Below are 19,055 nucleotides of genomic sequence, written 5' to 3' on the forward strand. Positions count from 1 at the left end.
TGGGCTGCGAAGCGGCCCCCGATGGCGGCCCTTCGATGGCGGTCCTGCGGACACGCAACGCAGCCTCGTGCCTCGGCAGCTGCTACAGGTTCAGGTCATTCTCAATCGAGCAACGAAATCGCCGTTGGTGCGTCGTTACCGACCAGCGCCAGGTCTTCAAATTCGTTGACGGCGTTGATCTCGGTGCCCATGGAAATGTTGGTCACGCGCTCCAGGATAATCTCGACGATCACCGGCACCTTGAACTCTTCGATCAGCTCCTGAGCCTTGCGCAGGGCAGGCTGGATCTGACCCGGTTCGAAGACACGCAGAGCCTTGCAACCGAGGCCTTCGGCGACGGCGACGTGATCGACACCGTAACCGTTGAGCTCCGGAGCGTTCAGGTTATCGAAGGACAGCTGCACGCAGTAGTCCATGTCGAAACCGCGCTGGGCCTGACGGATCAGCCCCAGGTACGAATTGTTTACCACAACGTGGATGTACGGCAGCTTGAACTGCGCGCCCACCGCCAATTCTTCGATCATGAACTGGAAGTCGTAGTCGCCCGAAAGAGCCACGACCTTGCGGGTCGGGTCAGCCTTGACCACGCCCAGCGCCGCCGGAATGGTCCAGCCCAACGGGCCGGCCTGGCCGCAGTTGATCCAGTGACGCGGCTTGTAGACGTGCAGGAACTGCGCGCCGGCAATCTGCGACAGACCAATGGTGCTGACGTAGCACGTGTCTTTGCCGAACACTTGGTTCATCTCTTCGTACACACGCTGCGGCTTGACCGGCACGTTGTCGAAGTGGGTCTTGCGGTGCAGGCTGGCCTTGCGCTGCTGGCAGTCTTGCAGCCAGGCGCTGCGGTTTTTCAGCTTGCCGGCGGCTTGCCATTCGCGAGCGACTTCGATGAACACGGTCAGCGCGGCAGCGGCGTCGGACACGATGCCCAGGTCCGGGGTGAACACGCGGCCGATCTGGGTTGGTTCGATATCAACGTGAATGAACTTGCGGCCTTCGGTGTAGACGTCGATCGAGCCGGTGTGACGGTTGGCCCAACGGTTGCCGACGCCCAGCACCACGTCCGACTTCAGCATCGTCGCGTTGCCGTAGCGGTGCGAGGTTTGCAGGCCGACCATGCCGACCATCAACGGGTGATCGTCTGGAATCGTGCCCCAGCCCATCAGGGTCGGGACCACTGGAATACCGGTCAGCTCGGCGAACTCCACCAGCAACTCGCTGGCGTCGGCGTTGATGATGCCGCCACCGGCCACCAGCAATGGACGCTCGGCCTGGTCGAGCATGGCCAGGGCCTTCTCGATTTGTACGCGGTTGGCGGTGGGTTTGGCCAGCGGCAGCGGTTCGTAGGCGTCGATGTCGAATTCGATCTCGGCCATCTGCACGTCGAATGGCAGGTCGATCAACACCGGGCCTGGACGGCCGGAGCGCATTTCATAGAAGGCTTTCTGGAACGCATATGGCACCTGGCCCGGTTCCATGACGGTGGTGGACCACTTGGTCACTGGCTTGACGATGGCGGTGATGTCGACGGCCTGGAAGTCTTCTTTATGCATGCGCGCCCGTGGTGCCTGGCCGGTGATGCACAGGATCGGGATCGAGTCCGCCGAGGCGCTGTACAAGCCGGTGACCATGTCGGTGCCGGCCGGGCCGGAAGTGCCGATGCACACGCCGATGTTGCCGGCCTTGGTGCGGGTGTAACCCTCGGCCATGTGCGAAGCGCCTTCCACGTGGCGAGCGAGGACGTGATCGATGCCACCGACCTTCTGCAGGGCGGAGTACAGCGGGTTGATCGCGGCGCCCGGGATGCCAAAAGCGGTATCAACCCCTTCGCGGCGCATCACCAGAACGGCGGCTTCGATTGCTCTCATTTTGCTCATGGTTTTGGTGCCTCTTACGTTTTGTAATTGTATACAAGTGGCTTTGCGCAGAGTGTATTCACGGCGGACGGCGCAGGTCAATCCATTTTCTCAAGCGACTGTTTCATTCGTCGGAAGCCCGTTCTGCTGTGGCTTTTCGTCGCATGTGGCGCTTTTCGAGAATTATTGTATACAAATAAATAATCTATTGTGTTCTATTTGTTGCATCGGACTGCGGCACAAAACCGCAGGCCCACCGCTTTCCCAATAACAAAATGAGGACGGCACCATGAGCGCTTTAACCTTGAAAGACGCAGTCAACCTGACGACCCAGGCCATCGCCGCCGGGCGTGCAGTTTCCGCCGCACCCCTGACCATCGCGGTACTCGATGCCGGCGGCCATCTGATTTCTTTGCAACGCGAAGACGGCGCGAGCCTGCTACGCCCACACATCGCCATCGGCAAAGCCTGGGGCGCGATTGCCCTGGGCAAAGGCTCGCGTCTGCTGGCGCTGGATGCGCAACAACGACCGGCGTTTATTGCCGCGCTGAATAGCCTGGGGCAAGGCAGTGTGGTGCCGGCACCGGGTGGTGTGTTGATTCGGGATTCGGAGGGGAACGTGCTGGGGGCTGTCGGCATCAGCGGCGATCTGTCGGATGTGGATGAACAGTGCGCGATTAGCGCGATTGAAGCGCAGGGGTTGCGGGCGGATGCGGGGGTTAGTGCTTAAGATCTTTGTTGATTGATCTGGCGCTTTCGCGAGCAAGCCCGCTCCCACAAGGGTTCGGTGGTGGACACAAAATGTGTGAATACCACAAATCCCCCTGTGGGAGCGGGCTTGCTCGCGAAGGCGATCCTCCAGACACATCCAGCTAAAAGTCTGAACCACCATCTCCTGACCTCAGGTCTAGCCTTCTCATGACTCAATCATGAAAGGGGCAAAGGAATGCCTGAGCTGTCAGCTTCACACCGTCTGCGCATCGGCCGCTACGCCGAGCAAAACCGCATATACCTTCTAACTGCCAACACTCTCATGCGAGAACCTGTTTTCAGGGACTACATCCTGGGCCGGATGGTCGTGCACCAATTCAAGCAAGCACAGGATCAGGGGTTTGCCGACACTTTGGCTTTTGTCGTCATGCCTGACCATTTTCATTGGTTGATCCAGCTGCAAAAAGGGTCACTGGGCCAGTTGATGTGCCAGACCAAATCTTTGAGTGCACGAGCAATCAATGAGGCCGCGGGCAGAACAGGCAGTCTCTGGCAGCAGGGGTTTCATGATCGTGCTTTGCGGCGAGAGGAGTGTTTGGTGAAGGTTGCGCGGTATGTGGTGGCCAACCCATTGCGGGTGGGCTTAGTGAAGCGGTATGGCGATTATCCGTTGTGGGATGCTATTTGGCTTTAGGCTTTGGACCGAGGTGCCCCCTTCGCGAGCAAGCCCGCTCCCACAAGGGATCTTCAGTGTTGCGGAGATCGAGTGTGGAAGCGAGCCTGCTCGCGAACAGCCGCGCTGCGGTCTATCAGTCCGGCTCACACCCCTTCAACACCAACCGAATAATCGTCTGCGCCGCCGCCTCGTAATCTGCTTCGTCCAGCTTGGCTTTGCCGGTCACCGCCGAGATCTGCCAGTCGAAGTCGGCATAGGTCTGGGTCGCGGCCCAAATGCTGAACATCAGGTGGTTGGGGTCGATAGGGGCGATTTGGTTGCGGTCGATCCAGGTCTGGATGCAGTCGATGTTGTGTTTGGCCTGGCCGTTTAGGCGTTCGACCAGGTCGGCGCTCAGGTGCGGGGCGCCGTGCATGATTTCGCTGGCGAACACCTTGGAGGCGAAGGGCAGGTCGCGGGAGATGCGGATTTTGGAGCGGATGTAGCCACTCAGCACTTCGCTGGGCACGCCGTCGGCGTTGAAGGGCGTCGAGGCCTGCAGGATCGGCTCGATGATGCTTTCCAGGACCTCGCGGTAGAGGTTTTCCTTGGATTTGAAGTAGTAGTAGACGTTGGGCTTGGGCAATCCCGCCTTGGCCGCGATATCACTGGTTTTGGTCGCAGCGAAGCCCTTGTCGGCAAATTCTTCACTGGCGGCACGCAGGATCAGTTCTTTGTTGCGCTCGCGGATAGTGCTCATAAACCAGGTGGTTCCTTGCCTGTTCTGGCGGTTGCGCATGGTAGCACCGGCCTCGCGCGGCGCTCAAGAATGCCCCGTGCGACGCGCGGCCGCGCTATGCTGCGCAGCATCCATTCAAGAAGGAAGCCTGATTCATGGCAGGAAGCAGTTTGCTGTTGCTGATCGATGACATTGCCGCGGTACTCGACGATGTGGCGTTGATGACCAAAATGGCCACCAAGAAGACCGCCGGCGTGCTCGGTGATGATCTGGCGCTCAACGCCCAGCAGGTCAGCGGCGTTCGCGCCGAGCGGGAAATCCCGGTGGTATGGGCGGTGGCCAAGGGCTCGTTCCTCAACAAACTGATCCTGGTGCCGTCGGCATTGGCCATCAGCGTGTTCATTCCGTGGCTGGTCACGCCGTTGTTGATGGTCGGCGGTGCTTACCTGTGCTTTGAGGGTTTCGAGAAACTGGCCCACAAGTTCCTGCACAGCAAGGCTGAAGATGACGCCGAGCACGCGCAACTGATCGAGGCCGTGGCTGATCCGGCAACCGATCTGGTGGCGTTCGAACAGGACAAGATCAAAGGCGCGATCCGCACAGACTTCATTCTTTCCGCGGAAATCATCGCCATCACCCTCGGCACCGTGGCCGACGCTTCGCTGACCCAGCAAGTGATCGTGCTGTCGGGCATCGCCATTGTCATGACCATCGGCGTCTATGGGCTGGTGGCGGGCATCGTCAAACTCGACGACCTGGGCCTGTGGCTCACGCAGAAACCAGGGCAGATGGCCAAAAGCATCGGCGGGGCGATCCTGCGCGCGGCACCGTACATGATGAAAAGCCTGTCGGTGATTGGTACGGCGGCGATGTTCCTGGTCGGCGGCGGGATTCTGACCCACGGCGTGCCGGTGGTGCATCACTGGATTGAAAGCGTTAGTGCGGGGGCGGGTGGTGCCGGGTTTATCGTGCCGACGTTGCTGAATGCGGTGGCGGGGATTGCGGCGGGGGCTGTGGTGTTGGCTGGTGTGATGCTCGTAAGCAAGATCTGGAAGTCAGTGAAAAGCTGAAGGTCACCACAATCCAATGTGGGAGCGGGCTTGCTCGCGAAAGTGGTGTGTCAGTCAGCATCTCTGTTGAATGTGAAGCTGCCTTCGCGAGCAAGCCCGCTCCCACAGGGGATTTGTAGCGAGGTCGGGATATGAAAAAGGCCATTCGACTCGCATCGAATGGCCTTTTTTGTTTTCGCTGAAGTTACTCGGCGATCTGCAACTTGCGCGACTCGGTGTAGACGTAACGCACCTTTTCATACTCGAACGGCGAGTTCAACTGACCGTAGCGGAAGCTGGTCTGGTAGCGTTTGTCGACGCCGCGCAGGACCCAGATTTCCGGGTGGTTGGAGCTGACTTCGGAGACGTTCAGGAAGTTGACCGCGGCTTCACCGGTGTAGTCGACCACCAGGCCTGCGGTGTCGCGCAGGTTGGAGGGACCGAGGATCGGCAGGACGAAGTAGGCACCGCCCGGCACGCCGTAGAAGCCCAACGTCTGGCCGAAGTCTTCGCTTTGGCGCGGCAGGCCCATGGCGGTGGCCGGGTCCCACAGGCCAGCGACGCCGATCGTGGTGTTGAGCAGCAGGCGCGCGGTGGTTTCCAGCGAGCGATGACCCTTGAGCTGCAGCAGGCTGTTGAGCAGGTTCGGCACGTCACCGAGGTTATTGAAGAAGTTGCTCACACCCGTGCGCACGAAGCTTGGGGTGACGTAGCGATAACCATCGACCACGGGCAGGAACACCCATTGGTCGAAGCGGTAGTTGAAGTGGTAGACCCGACGGTTCCACTCTTCCAGCGGGTCATAGACGTTCAGCGCGTTGAGCGTCGAGCGTTCGAACTCGCGTTGGTCCAGGCCCGGGTTGAACTTGAGTTTGCTCAGCGGTTCTTTGAACCCGTCGCTACCGACGACAACCGGTGCGTTAGCTTTGCTGTTGTCGGCATTGGCGACGCCTGCACAGAGTAACGCTGCGATAAGCAGGAGATATTTAGCCACGGAAGAACTCCAGCATGGCGTCGCTGTTGACGCGATAGTTAAGGTTGCCGCAATGGCCGCCCAATGGGTAAACGGTCAAGCGGTCGCCGAACGTGCGGCGCAGGAAACCCAGGTCGCCAGGGCCGAGGATCACGTCATCGGCGTTGTGCATGACCGAGATTTTCGGGCTGTCATGCAGGTAATCCTTCAGCGCATACAAACTTACCTGGTCGATCAGTTGCAGCAGGCTGCCGCCGTCGGTGCGGGCGCGCCACATCGGGATGACTTGCTCGGTGATGTAGCAGTCGAAGTCGCACTGCAGCGCACGCTTGAGGAACGGCGTGAGGCTGGTGCCTTCGGTAATCGGGTATTTCGGCGGGGTGATCAGGCCACGGCGGTTGATCAGGTCCGAGGTAAAGGCGATATCGGCCGCCGAGAAGCGGAACGAGGTGCCGATCAGCATGGCCATCTGTTCGTTGGTCAGGTGCTGCTTGGACTGCTGGAAGTCATAGAGCAGGGCATCGTTGAGGTCGATGTAGCCTTTTTGCTGGAAGTAGCGGGTCAGTTTGTTCAGCACCAGTTCATAGAAGGTGGTGCTGTTGTTGATGCCCTTGACCTCGGTTTGCACCAGCTTGTCGAGGTTGGTGATCGAGGTGTAGAGGTTGACTGGCGGGTTGAGCAGCAAGACTTTCTTGAAGTTGAAGCTGCGACGGGTTTCGTCCAGGTGTGCGACGAACGCGGCATCCAGTGCGCCCAGGCTGTAGCCGGTCAAGTAGTAGTCGGTGACCGGCGTCTTCGGGTTTTGCGCCCGCACGGCCTGCATCACCCGGTACATGTCTTCGGCGTCTTCCTTGGTGATACCGGGCGTGGCGAAGCGTGAAGCGGCGCTCATGAAGTCGAAGCTGGTGGGCGACGACAGTTGCACCACGTGGTAGCCAGCCTTGTAATAGAGCTTTTTCAGGTATTCGTTGAGGCTGCTGTCATAGCGCGCGCCGGTGCCGGCGATCAGGAAAATCAGCGGGGCGGCGTGATCCTGAGTGGCGATGCGGTAGGTGAGTTTCTTCACCGCCCAGAAGTTGTCCGGCAGGCTGAATTCACGCTCCGGGCGCAACCGCACGCTGCGGTCCTGCTGATTGATGTCTTCGTTGGCCGGCAACTCCGGGCGCAATTCCGGTGGAGTCGTGGCAATGGTCGCCTCGAACGGGTTGGTCAAGGGGTAGCCATAGCTGGCGGCGTCGATGTCGACCGCCAGTGCGGACGCACTCAAAATAAGGCCGCCAAACAGGGCGGCGAAGCGCAAGGAACGGAGCATGACTAGATCCCTTAGAAAAAGGTGCCGAATGAGGTTCGCAGGCTATGACCACGGGGTTTGCGCCAAAGTGCCATGGATCGGCACCAATCAGGGCTTAATTCGGAGTAATAGTAGCTGGACGATACACTTTGCAGTGATTCGCTGCCCAGTTAACTGTTGTTAACACTTGTATAAGGCCGCCGGGCGATTAAGCTGGCCGCCGTTTTCGTTAATTGGAGTGCTTCATGTCCCGCCGTCTGCCCGTGATTCTGCTGCTTGTTTTGCTGCCTTTATGGCTGGCCGCCAGTTATGGCGCGCGTTATGGCTTTATGGAGGATGCGCAATGGGTCGGCCTCTGCGTGGACGAAGCGAGCCGTTGGGAATGCCAGGTCCGGTCGAACCTCGGGCTGATGATTCACTTCAAGGTATTGGGTTGGGGCGCATTGGCCGCGGCGGTCATCGGGTTTGTGGTGCCGGGCCGGGCAGGGTGGTGGCTGGCGGTGTTGGCCCTGGTGCTGGGGTTCCCGGCGTTGGCGTTGTACAACACGACATTGGCGGTGTTTGCGGTGGTGATTGCTGCTCTGCGTCTGGTACGGGATTCTCGTAGCGCCTGATAGAAAAAGATCGCAGCCTTCGGCAGCTCCTACATGGAATGTGTATCCCTGTAGGAGCTGCCGAAGGCTGCGATCTTTTGATTTTGCTTTGTCGATTAACCTTTGCGAACCCGCAAACAACGCCACAACGCGGCCACCATCAACACACTCACCAGCGCCCACCCCCAGGCCTGTTGATTCTGCAACCCTTCACGAAACAACTGCGGCGCAATGCCGGCGCCGATGATGAAGGTCAGCAAAGCAATCTCCCGGCGCGGCACACTCACTGGACGGCACAGATACACCAGCGCCGGCAGGATAAACGCGACGCTCGGGAAGCTGCGATAACGCGGGTCGAACACCAACTCCAGCATCATCACCGCCGCCGCAAAGCCTGCCGCTGCCACCAGCCAACCCGCCCGACGTTCCAGCACATTGAACGCGCGTTCACGCCAACCACTGCGAGCGCTCAACGTCAACGCAGCATGGGCCAACACCACCAAATTCAATGTCGTCAGCAAACCAACCCACAGCCATTCACTGGCAAACCGCGTGGTGACTCGCGCCAGATCGCCCCAAGCCCCGATCGAGCAGGCTGCCAGCGCACCCAGCAGCGGCACGACTAGCGCTGCACGCGTACTGCGAACCCGACCACCCAGCAGCAAGGTGCCGAGGAAGATCACGCCGCCCACCGCCAGCCATTGCGACCAGTACGGCACGTTCGTCACCGGACCGGCCAGCACGCCTTTGTCCTGGCGATCGGCATCAAACAGCCCCCAGTAACCACCGACCGCACCTTCGCTGGCGCGTTTCCACGGCTGGTCAAAGGCTTCGATCAGGTTGTAATGCCAGCCTTGCTGTTCGGCCATGGCGACAAAACCCCGAATGAACTTGGCTTCGTTGACCCGGCTCGGCAGCGCGGTTTCACGCTGGCGACCTTCGCTCGGCCAGCCGGTTTCGCCGATCAGCACGTCCTTGGGCGCGAACTTGTTACCGAACACCTGACGCACTTCGGCCACGTGTTGCAACGCCGCGTCGATGTTCGACGGGTCATCTTCCCAGTACGGCAGCAAATGAATGGTCAGGAAATCCACCGCTGGGGCGATTTCCGGGTGCTTGAGCCAGAATTCCCAGACATCAGCGTAGGTGACCGGCTGTTTGATCTGGCCTTTGACCTGATTGATCAGCTTCGCCAGTTGTGCGCCGGTGACTTCCTTGCGCAGCAACGCTTCGTTGCCGACGATCACCGAGGTCACCACATCCGGGTTCGCGTTGGCCGAGGCGATCAGCAGGTCGACTTCCTTGGCGGTGTCCACCGGGTTGCTGTTGACCCAGGCGCCGATCATCAACTTCAACCCGTGCTTGCGCGCCAGGTCGGGCAGGGCTTCGAGGCCGGTCATGGAATAGGTGCGGATGCATTCGAAGCTTTTGGCCAGCAGCGCGAGGTCGGCGTCCATGCGCTCCGGGCGCAGTTTGAACGGCTGGTCGAATGGCGATTGGTCTTTGTCGAACGGGGTGTAGGACGCGCATTGCAACTTGTGCGTGGCGCTGGCTACGTCCGGCAGGATCACCGGTTTGCCGAGGCCGTACCAGAAGCCACCGAGGGCGAACACACCCAGCAGGCAGGCGAAAAGATAAGCCAGAAAAGGAAAGCGTGATGTCGCGGGCATGGTCAGGCCGTCTGGGAGCAAAGGCGCGCATGTTACCTGTATTTGCCCCGGGCTTGGGCCCTTGCATGATTTTGACATGCAAAGTTCGGGCGGATCGGGCGGGGTGTTTAGGGCGCTCACGATTAATGGCGTTCTGATGTCGTTTCTCGATGCCTTGAGGTCGCTGGCAGCACAGGTCGCTGTTGTCGTGAGGTTGATTATCGAAGCGTCAGTACTCCGCTGATTTTTGAACGAGTTTGCGGTGAGGCGTGAAGGGGGCGCTGTGCACCATAACAATACGTTGACGCCGCTCGGCATCCGTCGGGCGCAGCACTTTCGGGGAAGTAACGATGAAGATGCGACGACTTTTAGGCGCGAGTGCCGCTTTGGTACTTGCGATCGGCTCCACATTCGCCAATGCCGAGAGCAAAACCCTGAGCATCGGTTACGTTGACGGCTGGTCCGACAGCGTTGCGACCACCCACGTGGCCGCCGAAGTGATCAAGCAGAAACTCGGTTATGACGTGAAGCTGCAAGCCGTCGCCACCGGGATCATGTGGCAGGGTGTAGCCACCGGCAAACTCGACGCCATGCTGTCGGCCTGGCTGCCAGTGACCCACGGCGAATACTGGACCAAGAACAAGGATCAGGTCGTCGATTACGGCCCGAACTTCAAGGACGCAAAAATCGGCCTGATCGTGCCGGAGTATGTAAAAGCCAAGACCATCGACGATCTGAAAACCGATGACAGCTTCAAGGGCCGCATCGTGGGCATTGACGCCGGTTCGGGCGTGATGCTCAAGACTGACCAGGCGATCAAGGACTACGGCTTGACCAACTACACCCTCAAGGCCAGTTCTGGCGCCGGCATGATCGCCGAGCTGACCCGTGCCGAGAAGAAAAACGAATCCATCGCCGTCACCGGTTGGGTGCCGCACTGGATGTTCGCCAAGTGGAAACTGCGCTTCCTCGACGATCCGAAAGGCGTGTATGGCGCAGCTGAAACTGTAAACAGCATCGGCAGCAAAGAACTGGCGACCAAAGCGCCGGAAGTGGCCAAGTTCCTGAAAAACTTCCAGTGGGCGTCGAAAGACGAAATCGGCGAAGTCATGTTGGCGATTCAGGACGGTGCCAAACCTGAAGCCGCTGCCAAGGATTGGGTTGCAAAACACCCGGACCGCGTTGCCGAATGGATCAAGTGATTTGATCGCAAGCGTCTAGTCCGTACCTCTCAAGGCCCCTTGGCATAACTGCCAAGGGGCCTTTTGTTTTTCCCTGTGGGAGCGGGCTTGCTCGCGAAGGCGGCGTGTCAGTCAGCGTAGATGTTGATTGACCCACCGCCTTCGCGAGCAAGCCCGCTCCCACATTGTTTAATGCATGCTGAAAAATGGCGATTCTGTCATGTCGTTCTAATACTAAGGTCGTCTGGAACCCGTCCCGCAGCCGCATAAAGTGGCTACGTTCTAACAATAATCTGTGCTGCGAGGATAAAAACAATGAACGACAGCATTTACCTCTCGATTCAAAACAGCCCGCGCTTCAAGGAGCTGGTCAGAAAGCGAGAAAAGTTCGCCTGGATTCTTTCGGCGATCATGCTTGGGCTCTACTCCGGATTCATCCTTTTGATTGCTTACGGGCCGCATATTCTCGGGGCGAAAATCAGTCCTGAGTCTTCGATTACCTGGGGGATACCGATTGGTGTCGGGCTGATTCTCTCGGCCTTTATCCTGACTGCAATCTATGTACGACGCGCCAATGGCGAATTCGACGACCTGAACAGTGCGATTCTCAAGGAGGCTCAGCAATGATCCGGCGTCTAATGGCTCTATTGAGCATCGCAGCCTTTGCACCTGGCGCCTGGGCGGCTGAAGCCCTGACCGGCGAAGTGCACAAACAACCGCTCAACGTGTCCGCGATCCTGATGTTCGTCGCGTTCGTGGGCTTGACCCTATGCATCACCTACTGGGCCTCCAAACGCAACAATTCGGCGGCAGACTACTACGCGGCTGGCGGCAAGATCACCGGTTTCCAGAACGGTCTGGCGATTGCCGGTGACTACATGTCCGCGGCGTCCTTCCTGGGTATTTCCGCCCTGGTGTTCACCTCCGGCTACGATGGCCTGATCTACTCGATCGGCTTCCTGGTGGGCTGGCCGATCATTCTGTTCCTGATCGCCGAACGCCTGCGTAACCTGGGTAAATACACCTTTGCCGACGTGGCGTCCTACCGCCTCGGGCAAACCCAGATCCGCACGCTGTCCGCTTGCGGTTCGCTGGTGGTCGTGGCGTTCTACCTGATCGCGCAAATGGTCGGTGCCGGCAAGCTGATCCAGCTGCTGTTCGGCCTCGACTACTACGTGGCGGTGATCCTGGTCGGTATCCTGATGTGCATGTACGTGTTGTTCGGCGGCATGCTGGCGACCACGTGGGTGCAGATCATCAAGGCTGTGTTGCTGTTGTCCGGTGCCTCGTTCATGGCGCTGATGGTGATGAAACACGTCAACTTCGATTTCAACATGCTGTTCTCCGAGGCGATCAAGGTTCACCCTAAAGGTGAAGCGATCATGAGCCCGGGCGGGCTGGTGAAAGATCCGATCTCGGCGTTCTCCCTGGGCCTGGCACTGATGTTCGGTACCGCTGGCTTGCCGCACATTCTGATGCGCTTCTTCACCGTGAGCGACGCAAAAGAAGCGCGTAAAAGCGTGCTGTATGCCACTGGCTTCATCGGCTACTTCTACATTCTGACCTTCATCATCGGCTTCGGCGCGATCCTGCTGGTCAGCACCAACCCGGCCTTCAAAGACGCGGCCGGCGCGCTGTTGGGCGGCAACAACATGGCGGCGGTGCACTTGGCCAACGCGGTGGGCGGCAGTATTTTCCTGGGCTTCATCTCGGCGGTAGCGTTCGCGACCATTCTGGCAGTGGTTGCCGGTCTGACCCTGGCGGGCGCGACGGCGGTGTCTCACGACCTGTACGCCAGCGTGATCAAGAAGGGCAAGGCCAACGACAAGGATGAGATTCGCGTGTCGAAAATCACCACCGTTGCCCTGGGCGTGTTGGCGATTGGTCTGGGCATTCTGTTCGAAAGCCAGAACATTGCGTTCATGGTGGGCCTGGCGTTCTCCATCGCGGCGAGCTGTAACTTCCCGGTGCTGTTGCTTTCCATGTACTGGAAGAAACTGACGACGCGTGGCGCGATGATCGGCGGCTGGTTGGGTCTGGTGAGTGCTGTGGGCTTGATGGTGCTTGGGCCGACCATCTGGGTGCAGATTCTGCATCACGAGAAGGCGATCTTCCCGTACGAGTACCCGGCGCTGTTCTCGATGGCGATTGCGTTTGTCGGGATCTGGTTCTTCTCGATCACTGACAAGTCTGCTGCGGCCGACAATGAGCGGGCGTTGTTCTTCCCGCAATTTGTGCGCTCGCAGACTGGGTTGGGGGCGAGCGGGGCGGTTTCGCACTAAGGCTTTTATATAAGCTGCGCTAAATGGAAATGCCCCGGTCGAGAGATCGGGGCATTTTTTTTGTGGGCGGTTATCGGACTTTGCGATGGCGGCGTCTCTCTTGCGGGATGTATACGACTCAAAATGGTGTGAGCTGGCTTGCCTGCGAAGGCGGCCTTATAGCCGACCTGTCTTTCGCGGATGTACACCGATCAAACTGTGGGAGCGAGCTTGCTCGCGATGAGGGCAGTTGGATCGGCCTATTTTTTGGATTGGGTACATATCCGTTTTTGCGGTAACGGCCTCTTATGGTTCCGCTCTTACAGCGGGTCACTTTGAAAAGCGCAAAGTAACCAAACGCTTTTCGCCCCTGACGTACGGTGCCTCGCCCAGGCTCGGCATGCCCTCACTCCGGTCCTGCTCCGTGGGCCCGCCGCCATCGGCCATCCATGGCCGGGGGCGGCTACCGCGGCATCCCTGCCGCGGTGCCCACTGCGCAGAATCTGCGTTCGGCCTTCCGACGGGGCAGATCAAGGTCAAGGTCAAGATCAAAAGCCAAAGCCAAAGCAACGGCAAAGGCAACGGCAACGGCAACGACACGGCAAGATCAACAGCTTTGCGGGCAAGCCTCGCTCCTACAGGGGGGGCATCGATCATTCCTATGCTTCGCGTGGTAATACAGCCCGATACGCTCTGCTTCCCGGAAGTAAGCGTGGAGCGTCCATTGGGCCATTAACGATCGGTGGCTGGGTGTACGCGCAAAAAACCGGAACTCAGGCCGGCCGGCAGGCCGCCTCGCCGTGCGATGCACGCCCCCTCGAGAGGCCGAGTGGAGGTTCTGCGCAGTGGGCAACCCGGCATGGATGCCGGGTTAGCCGCCCCCGGCCATGGATGGCCGATGGCGGCGGGCCCACGGAGCAGGACCGGAGCGCGGGCATGCCGAGCCTCAGCGAGGCACCGAACGAAAGGGGCAAAAGCGCTTTGGTTACTTTCGCGCTTTTCGAAAGTGACCCGCCGTAAGGGCGGAACCATAAGCCGCCATCACCGCAGCAACGGATATGTACCCAGCAAGCACAAACAAAAACGGCCTCTATAAAGAGGCCGTTCCCGGTAAAGCGTAAGACGTTATCGCAAGACAGGTCTTATTTACGATCTTCCAGCTTGGTAATGTCACGCGACTCATAGCCAGTGTACAACTGGCGCGGACGGCCAATTTTATACGGGCTGGAGAGCATTTCTTTCCAGTGAGAGATCCAGCCGACAGTCCGTGCCAGGGCGAAGATCACGGTGAACATGCTGGTTGGAATGCCGATCGCCTTGAGGATAATCCCCGAGTAGAAGTCGACGTTCGGGTACAGCGAGCGCTCAATGAAGTACGGATCGGTCAGGGCGATCTCTTCCAGGCGCATGGCCAGTTCGAGTTGCGGATCGTTGTTGATCCCCAGTTCCTTCAGTACTTCGTCGCAGGTCTGCTTCATGACGGTAGCGCGTGGGTCGCGGTTTTTGTAAACCCGGTGACCGAAGCCCATCAGTTTGAACGGATCGTTCTTGTCCTTGGCCTTGGCGATGAACTTGTCGATGTTCGATACATCGCCAATTTCGTCCAGCATGGTCAGGACCGCTTCGTTCGCGCCGCCGTGGGCAGGGCCCCACAGTGCAGCGATACCGGCGGCGATACAGGCGAACGGGTTGGCACCCGAAGAACCTGCCAGGCGTACGGTCGACGTCGAAGCGTTTTGCTCGTGGTCGGCATGGAGGATGAAGATCCGGTCCATGGCCTTGGCGAGTACCGGGCTGATCGGTTTGATCTCGCACGGGGTGTTGAACATCATGTGCAGGAAGTTTTCCGCGTACGTCAGGTCGTTGCGCGGGTACATCATGGGTTGACCCATGGAGTACTTGTAAACCATCGCTGCCAGGGTCGGCATCTTGGCAACCAGACGGATCGCGGAAATTTCGCGATGCTGCGGGTTATTGATGTCGAGGGAGTCGTGGTAGAAGGCCGAGAGGGCGCCGACTACACCGCACATGACGGCCATTGGGTGGGCATCGCGACGGAAGCCGTTGAAGAACGTCTTCAACTGCTCGTGGACCATGGTGTGGTTCTTCACGGTGCTGACGAACTGGGCCTTCTGGTCTGCGGTCGGCAGTTCGCCGTTGAGCAGCAGATAGCAGGTTTCCAGGTAGTCCGACTTTTCAGCCAGCTGTTCGATCGGGTAGCCGCGGTGCAGCAGGATGCCGTTGTCGCCGTCGATATAGGTGATCTTCGACTCGCAGGAAGCGGTCGACATGAAGCCAGGGTCAAAGGTGAAACGGCCCGTGGCCGTCAGGCCCCGAACATCAATAACATCGGGACCAACGGTGCCGGTTAAAATGGGCAGCTCGACGGGGGCTGCGCCCTCGATGATCAACTGCGCTTTTTTGTCAGCCATGTGGCCTCCTATTTATGCTTGAAATCATCAGACAGACCCCCCACGCAGGGCCCGCACCACTATAGTGAGATAAATTCGAATGTCAATTTGCCTAAAGTCTTGCTCCAGAAGGCTTTAACCGGACTTTTTCCTCGAAATTACCTGCCATTTACGCCTTTTATCCGACTTGTGCAATGAGCTATTAGGGGAAGGTGATTGCGTTGTCATTAGTAGCCTAACTGTCTATACTCGGCCACCGACCGCCAGGGGCTTTTGGGCCTGCTTTGCTGGGGGTCGCATCCCTGGGTGGTGGTTACCTGACCAGTGCACTCCCCAACAACTTTGCCCTGATTGTTAGGGGCTCTTCAGTGTGAAAAAAGCCGTGAAAAGCCAACGACCTGTAAACCTAGACCTAAGGACCATCAAACTCCCCATCACCGGCGTTACGTCGTTTCTTCACCGTGTTTCCGGCATCATCCTCTTCCTGGGCATTGGCTTCATGCTGTACGCATTGAGCAAATCCTTGGGTTCCGAGGAAGGTTTTGCCGACGTGAAGGCAACCTTGACCAGCCCGCTGGCCAAGTTCGTAGCATGGGGCCTCCTGTCCGCTCTGCTGTATCACCTGGTAGCCGGTGTGCGCCATTTGATCATGGACATGGGCATCGGTGAGACGCTGGAAGGCGGCAAGCTGGGCTCGAAAATCATTATCGCCGTGTCTGCGGTGTTGATCGTTCTGGCGGGAGTTTGGATATGGTAACCAGCGTTACGAACCTGTCGCGTTCGGGCCTCTATGACTGGATGGCCCAGCGTGTGTCTGCGGTTGTTCTCGCGGCTTATTTCATCTTCCTGATCGGATACCTCGCTACGCACCCTGGCATTGGCTACGCCCAATGGCACGAACTGTTTGCAAGCAACGGGATGCGTATCTTCAGTCTGCTGGCCCTGGTGGCCCTGGGCGCTCACGCCTGGGTTGGCATGTGGACCATCGCGACCGACTACCTGACGCCGATGGCGCTGGGCAAGTCCGCGACTGCAGTACGTTTCCTCTTCCAGGCAGTATGCGGCGTTGCGATGTTCGCCTACTTCGTCTGGGGTGTGCAGATTCTTTGGGGTATCTGATTCATGTCTACTACAGTTAATACGCTTTCGTTCGACGCCATCATCGTTGGCGGCGGCGGTGCCGGCATGCGCGCTGCCCTGCAGCTGGCACAGGGCGGTCACAAGACTGCCGTCGTTACCAAGGTTTTCCCGACTCGCTCGCACACCGTATCCGCCCAGGGTGGCATCACCTGCGCCATCGCTTCTGCAGATCCGAACGATGACTGGCGCTGGCACATGTACGATACCGTCAAGGGTTCCGACTATATCGGTGACCAGGACGCTATCGAATACATGTGTTCCGTAGGCCCGGAAGCGGTTTTCGAGCTCGAGCACATGGGCTTGCCGTTCTCCCGTACCGAACAGGGCCGCATTTATCAGCGTCCGTTCGGCGGTCAGTCGAAAGACTTCGGTAAAGGTGGCCAGGCTGCCCGTACCTGCGCCGCTGCCGACCGTACCGGTCACGCACTGCTGCACACCCTGTACCAGGCCAACCTGAAGGCCGGCACCGTATTCCTCAACGAATACTACGGCGTCGATCTGGTGAAGAACGAAGACGGTGCCTTTGTCGGCATGATCGTCATCTGTATCGAAACCGGCGAAACCTCCTACGTCCGCGCGAACGCCACCGTATTGGCGACCGGCGGTGCAGGCCGTATCTACTCGTCCACCACCAATGCCCTGATCAACACCGGTGACGGCGTCGGCATGGCCCTGCGTGCTGGCGTGCCGGTACAAGACATTGAAATGTGGCAGTTCCACCCGACCGGCATCGCCGGCGCCGGTGTACTGGTTACAGAAGGTTGCCGCGGTGAAGGCGGTTACCTGATCAACAAGCACGGCGAGCGTTTCATGGAGCGTTATGCTCCGAACGCCAAAGACCTTGCAGGTCGTGACGTGGTTGCTCGCTCGATGGTTAAAGAAATCATCGCCGGCAACGGTTGCGGTCCGGATGGCGACCACGTAATGCTGAAACTCGATCACCTCGGTGAAGAAGTTCTGCACAGCCGTCTGCCAGGCATCATGGAACTGTCCAAGACCTTCGCCCACGTCGATCCAGCCGTGTCGCCGATCCCGGTCGTTCCAACCTGCCACTATATGATGGGCGGCGTGCCGACCAACATTCATGGTCAGGCCATCACTCAGGACGCTGAAGGCGTCGACCAGATCATTCCAGGCCTGTTCGCTGTAGGCGAAGTGGCTTGCGTATCGGTTCACGGTGCCAACCGTCTGGGCGGCAACTCGCTGCTCGACCTCGTGGTATTCGGTCGTGCCGCCGGCCTGTTCCTGGAACAGACCCTGAAAGAAGGCGTCGACTACGCTCGCCCACGCCAGTCCGACATCGACGCTGCCCTGGCACGTCTCGATGGCCTGAACGCGCGGACCGAAGGCGAAGACGTCGCCACCCTGCGTAAAGAACTGCAAAGCTGCATGCAGAACTACTTCGGTGTGTTCCGTACCGGCGAATACATGCAGAAGGGTATTGCCCAGCTCGCTGACCTGCGTGGCCGTATCGCCAACGTCAAGATCAACGACAAGAGCCAGGCGTTCAACACCGCTCGTATCGAAGCCCTGGAACTGCAAAACCTGCTGGAAGTGGCCGAAGCCACCGCCATCGCTGCAGAAATCCGCAAAGAGTCCCGCGGCGCTCACGCCCGTGAAGACTTCGAAGACCGCGACGACGAAAACTGGCTGTGCCACACCCTGTTCTTCCCGGGTGACAAGCGCGTAACCAAGCGTGCCGTGAACTTCTCGCCGAAGACTGTTCCGACTTTTGAACCTAAGATTCGGACTTATTAAGGGTGGCTGCCATGTTGAAAGTCAGTGTTTATCGCTACAACCCTGATCAGGACGCCGCGCCGTTCATGCAGGAATTCCAGGTCGATACCGGTGGTAAAGACCTGATGGTGCTGGACGTGCTGGCCCTGATCAAAGAGCAGGACGAAGGTTTCTCCTATCGTCGCTCTTGCCGTGAAGGTGTTTGCGGTTCCGACGGCATGAACATCAACGGCAAAAACGGCCTGGCGTGCGTAACGCCGCTGTCCGCTGTCGTAAAAGGTAACAAGCTGATCGTTCGTCCTCTGCCTGGTTTGCCGGTTATCCGTGACCTGGTCGTCGATATGAGCATCTTCTACAAGCAATACGAGAAGGTGAAGCCATTCCTGCAGAACGACACGCCGGCTCCGGCCATCGAGCGTCTGCAGACTCCAGAAGAGCGTGAAAAGCTAGACGGTCTGTACGAGTGCATCCTGTGCGCTTGCTGCTCGACCTCTTGCCCGTCCTTCTGGTGGAACCCGGACAAGTTCCTGGGTCCAGCTGCCCTGCTGCAAGCGTACCGCTTCCTGGCAGACAGCCGTGACACCAAGACTGCCGAGCGTTTGTCTTCGCTGGATGACCCGTTCAGCGTATTCCGCTGCCGCGGGATCATGAACTGCGTCAACGTCTGCCCGAAAGGCCTGAACCCGACTAAGGCCATCGGACACGTACGTAACATGCTGCTGCAAAGCGGCGTGTGATTCAGGCAGTAAACGCAGCACCGCTGTACCCGTAGATGCTACGGCGCAGGCTTCAACCGGCGCCGTAGTTTT

General features: G+C 58.9%; 17 protein-coding genes. 11 read left to right on the plus strand and 6 right to left on the minus strand.

Annotated features, from left to right (window positions below):
- Positions 1 to 101 precede the first annotated feature (101 nt).
- Entirely contained in the window at positions 102 to 1,877 is a 1,776-nt protein-coding gene (gcl, locus tag HB680_RS27300; protein ID WP_054049424.1) for a glyoxylate carboligase, read from the minus strand.
- A gap of 268 nt (positions 1,878 to 2,145) precedes the next feature.
- Here gcl and HB680_RS27305 point away from each other — a divergent pair, with 268 nt between their 5' ends.
- Both HB680_RS27305 and HB680_RS27310 read left to right on the plus strand, forming a co-directional pair.
- Positions 2,146 to 2,586, plus strand: a complete 441-nt coding sequence (locus HB680_RS27305) for a heme-binding protein (RefSeq protein ID WP_213941494.1) — start codon at positions 2,146 to 2,148, stop codon at positions 2,584 to 2,586.
- 216 nt (positions 2,587 to 2,802) lie between these two features.
- Entirely contained in the window at positions 2,803 to 3,261 is a 459-nt protein-coding gene (locus tag HB680_RS27310; RefSeq protein ID WP_213941495.1) for a transposase, read from the plus strand.
- A 115-nt stretch (positions 3,262 to 3,376) separates the two neighbouring features.
- On the opposite strand, the gene HB680_RS27315 is transcribed toward HB680_RS27310, so the two are convergent.
- Positions 3,377 to 3,982: a TetR/AcrR family transcriptional regulator gene (locus HB680_RS27315; protein ID WP_123409110.1), complete on the minus strand. Its 606-nt coding sequence runs from the start codon at positions 3,980 to 3,982 to the stop codon at positions 3,377 to 3,379.
- A 134-nt stretch (positions 3,983 to 4,116) separates the two neighbouring features.
- Between HB680_RS27315 and HB680_RS27320 the strand changes: the two genes are divergently transcribed.
- Positions 4,117 to 5,031, plus strand: coding sequence for a DUF808 domain-containing protein (locus tag HB680_RS27320; RefSeq protein WP_213941496.1), 915 nt, complete (start codon positions 4,117 to 4,119; stop codon positions 5,029 to 5,031).
- Between the two features lie 184 nt (positions 5,032 to 5,215).
- Here the strand turns inward: HB680_RS27320 and HB680_RS27325 are convergent, their stop codons facing one another.
- Positions 5,216 to 6,004: an MlaA family lipoprotein gene (locus tag HB680_RS27325; RefSeq protein WP_213941497.1), complete on the minus strand. Its 789-nt coding sequence runs from the start codon at positions 6,002 to 6,004 to the stop codon at positions 5,216 to 5,218.
- Positions 5,997 to 7,295 (minus strand): serine/threonine protein kinase, encoded by a 1,299-nt coding sequence (locus tag HB680_RS27330; protein WP_213941498.1) that lies wholly within the window; start codon positions 7,293 to 7,295, stop codon positions 5,997 to 5,999. The genes HB680_RS27325 and HB680_RS27330 overlap by 8 nt, the downstream gene beginning before the upstream one ends.
- Before the next feature lie 224 nt (positions 7,296 to 7,519).
- On the opposite strand from HB680_RS27330, the gene HB680_RS27335 reads away from it, so the two are divergent.
- Complete coding sequence (locus HB680_RS27335; protein WP_213941499.1) at positions 7,520 to 7,888, plus strand: hypothetical protein; 369 nt, start codon at positions 7,520 to 7,522, stop codon at positions 7,886 to 7,888.
- Between the two features lie 95 nt (positions 7,889 to 7,983).
- Here the strand turns inward: HB680_RS27335 and HB680_RS27340 are convergent, their stop codons facing one another.
- The gene (locus tag HB680_RS27340; RefSeq protein WP_213941519.1) at positions 7,984 to 9,579 is read right to left on the minus strand and encodes a beta (1-6) glucans synthase; all 1,596 of its coding nucleotides are present in this window, start codon (positions 9,577 to 9,579) and stop codon (positions 7,984 to 7,986) included.
- 287 nt (positions 9,580 to 9,866) lie between these two features.
- On the opposite strand from HB680_RS27340, the gene HB680_RS27345 reads away from it, so the two are divergent.
- The 3 genes from HB680_RS27345 (at position 9,867) to HB680_RS27355 (ending at position 12,979) form a co-directional block, all read left to right on the plus strand.
- Positions 9,867 to 10,718, plus strand: coding sequence for a glycine betaine ABC transporter substrate-binding protein (locus tag HB680_RS27345; protein ID WP_163909103.1), 852 nt, complete (start codon positions 9,867 to 9,869; stop codon positions 10,716 to 10,718).
- A 294-nt stretch (positions 10,719 to 11,012) separates the two neighbouring features.
- Positions 11,013 to 11,324 (plus strand): DUF485 domain-containing protein, encoded by a 312-nt coding sequence (locus HB680_RS27350; protein ID WP_213941500.1) that lies wholly within the window; start codon positions 11,013 to 11,015, stop codon positions 11,322 to 11,324.
- Entirely contained in the window at positions 11,321 to 12,979 is a 1,659-nt protein-coding gene (locus HB680_RS27355) for a cation acetate symporter (RefSeq protein ID WP_213941501.1), read from the plus strand. Before HB680_RS27350 ends, HB680_RS27355 begins: the two co-directional genes overlap by 4 nt.
- Positions 12,980 to 14,100: 1,121 nt before the next feature.
- Here the strand turns inward: HB680_RS27355 and gltA are convergent.
- Positions 14,101 to 15,390, minus strand: a complete 1,290-nt coding sequence (gene gltA, locus HB680_RS27360) for a citrate synthase (protein WP_213941502.1) — start codon at positions 15,388 to 15,390, stop codon at positions 14,101 to 14,103.
- Positions 15,391 to 15,739: 349 nt separating this feature from the next.
- Here gltA and sdhC point away from each other — a divergent pair, with 349 nt between their 5' ends.
- Genes sdhC through HB680_RS27380 form a run of 4 tightly spaced genes read left to right on the plus strand, consistent with a single transcriptional unit; the run spans position 15,740 to position 18,983 of the window.
- On the plus strand, positions 15,740 to 16,126 hold the full coding sequence (gene sdhC, locus HB680_RS27365; RefSeq protein ID WP_178076575.1) for a succinate dehydrogenase, cytochrome b556 subunit: 387 nt from the start codon (positions 15,740 to 15,742) through the stop codon (positions 16,124 to 16,126).
- Positions 16,120 to 16,488, plus strand: a complete 369-nt coding sequence (gene sdhD, locus HB680_RS27370; protein ID WP_054049453.1) for a succinate dehydrogenase, hydrophobic membrane anchor protein — start codon at positions 16,120 to 16,122, stop codon at positions 16,486 to 16,488. The genes sdhC and sdhD overlap by 7 nt, the downstream gene beginning before the upstream one ends.
- Before the next feature lie 3 nt (positions 16,489 to 16,491).
- Positions 16,492 to 18,267: a succinate dehydrogenase flavoprotein subunit gene (sdhA, locus tag HB680_RS27375; protein ID WP_213941503.1), complete on the plus strand. Its 1,776-nt coding sequence runs from the start codon at positions 16,492 to 16,494 to the stop codon at positions 18,265 to 18,267.
- 11 nt (positions 18,268 to 18,278) lie between these two features.
- Positions 18,279 to 18,983: a succinate dehydrogenase iron-sulfur subunit gene (locus HB680_RS27380; RefSeq protein ID WP_133836531.1), complete on the plus strand. Its 705-nt coding sequence runs from the start codon at positions 18,279 to 18,281 to the stop codon at positions 18,981 to 18,983.
- Positions 18,984 to 19,055: the final 72 nt, after the last annotated feature.

This window comes from Pseudomonas sp. dw_612 (assembly GCF_018449725.1).
Lineage (GTDB): Bacteria > Pseudomonadota > Gammaproteobacteria > Pseudomonadales > Pseudomonadaceae > Aquipseudomonas.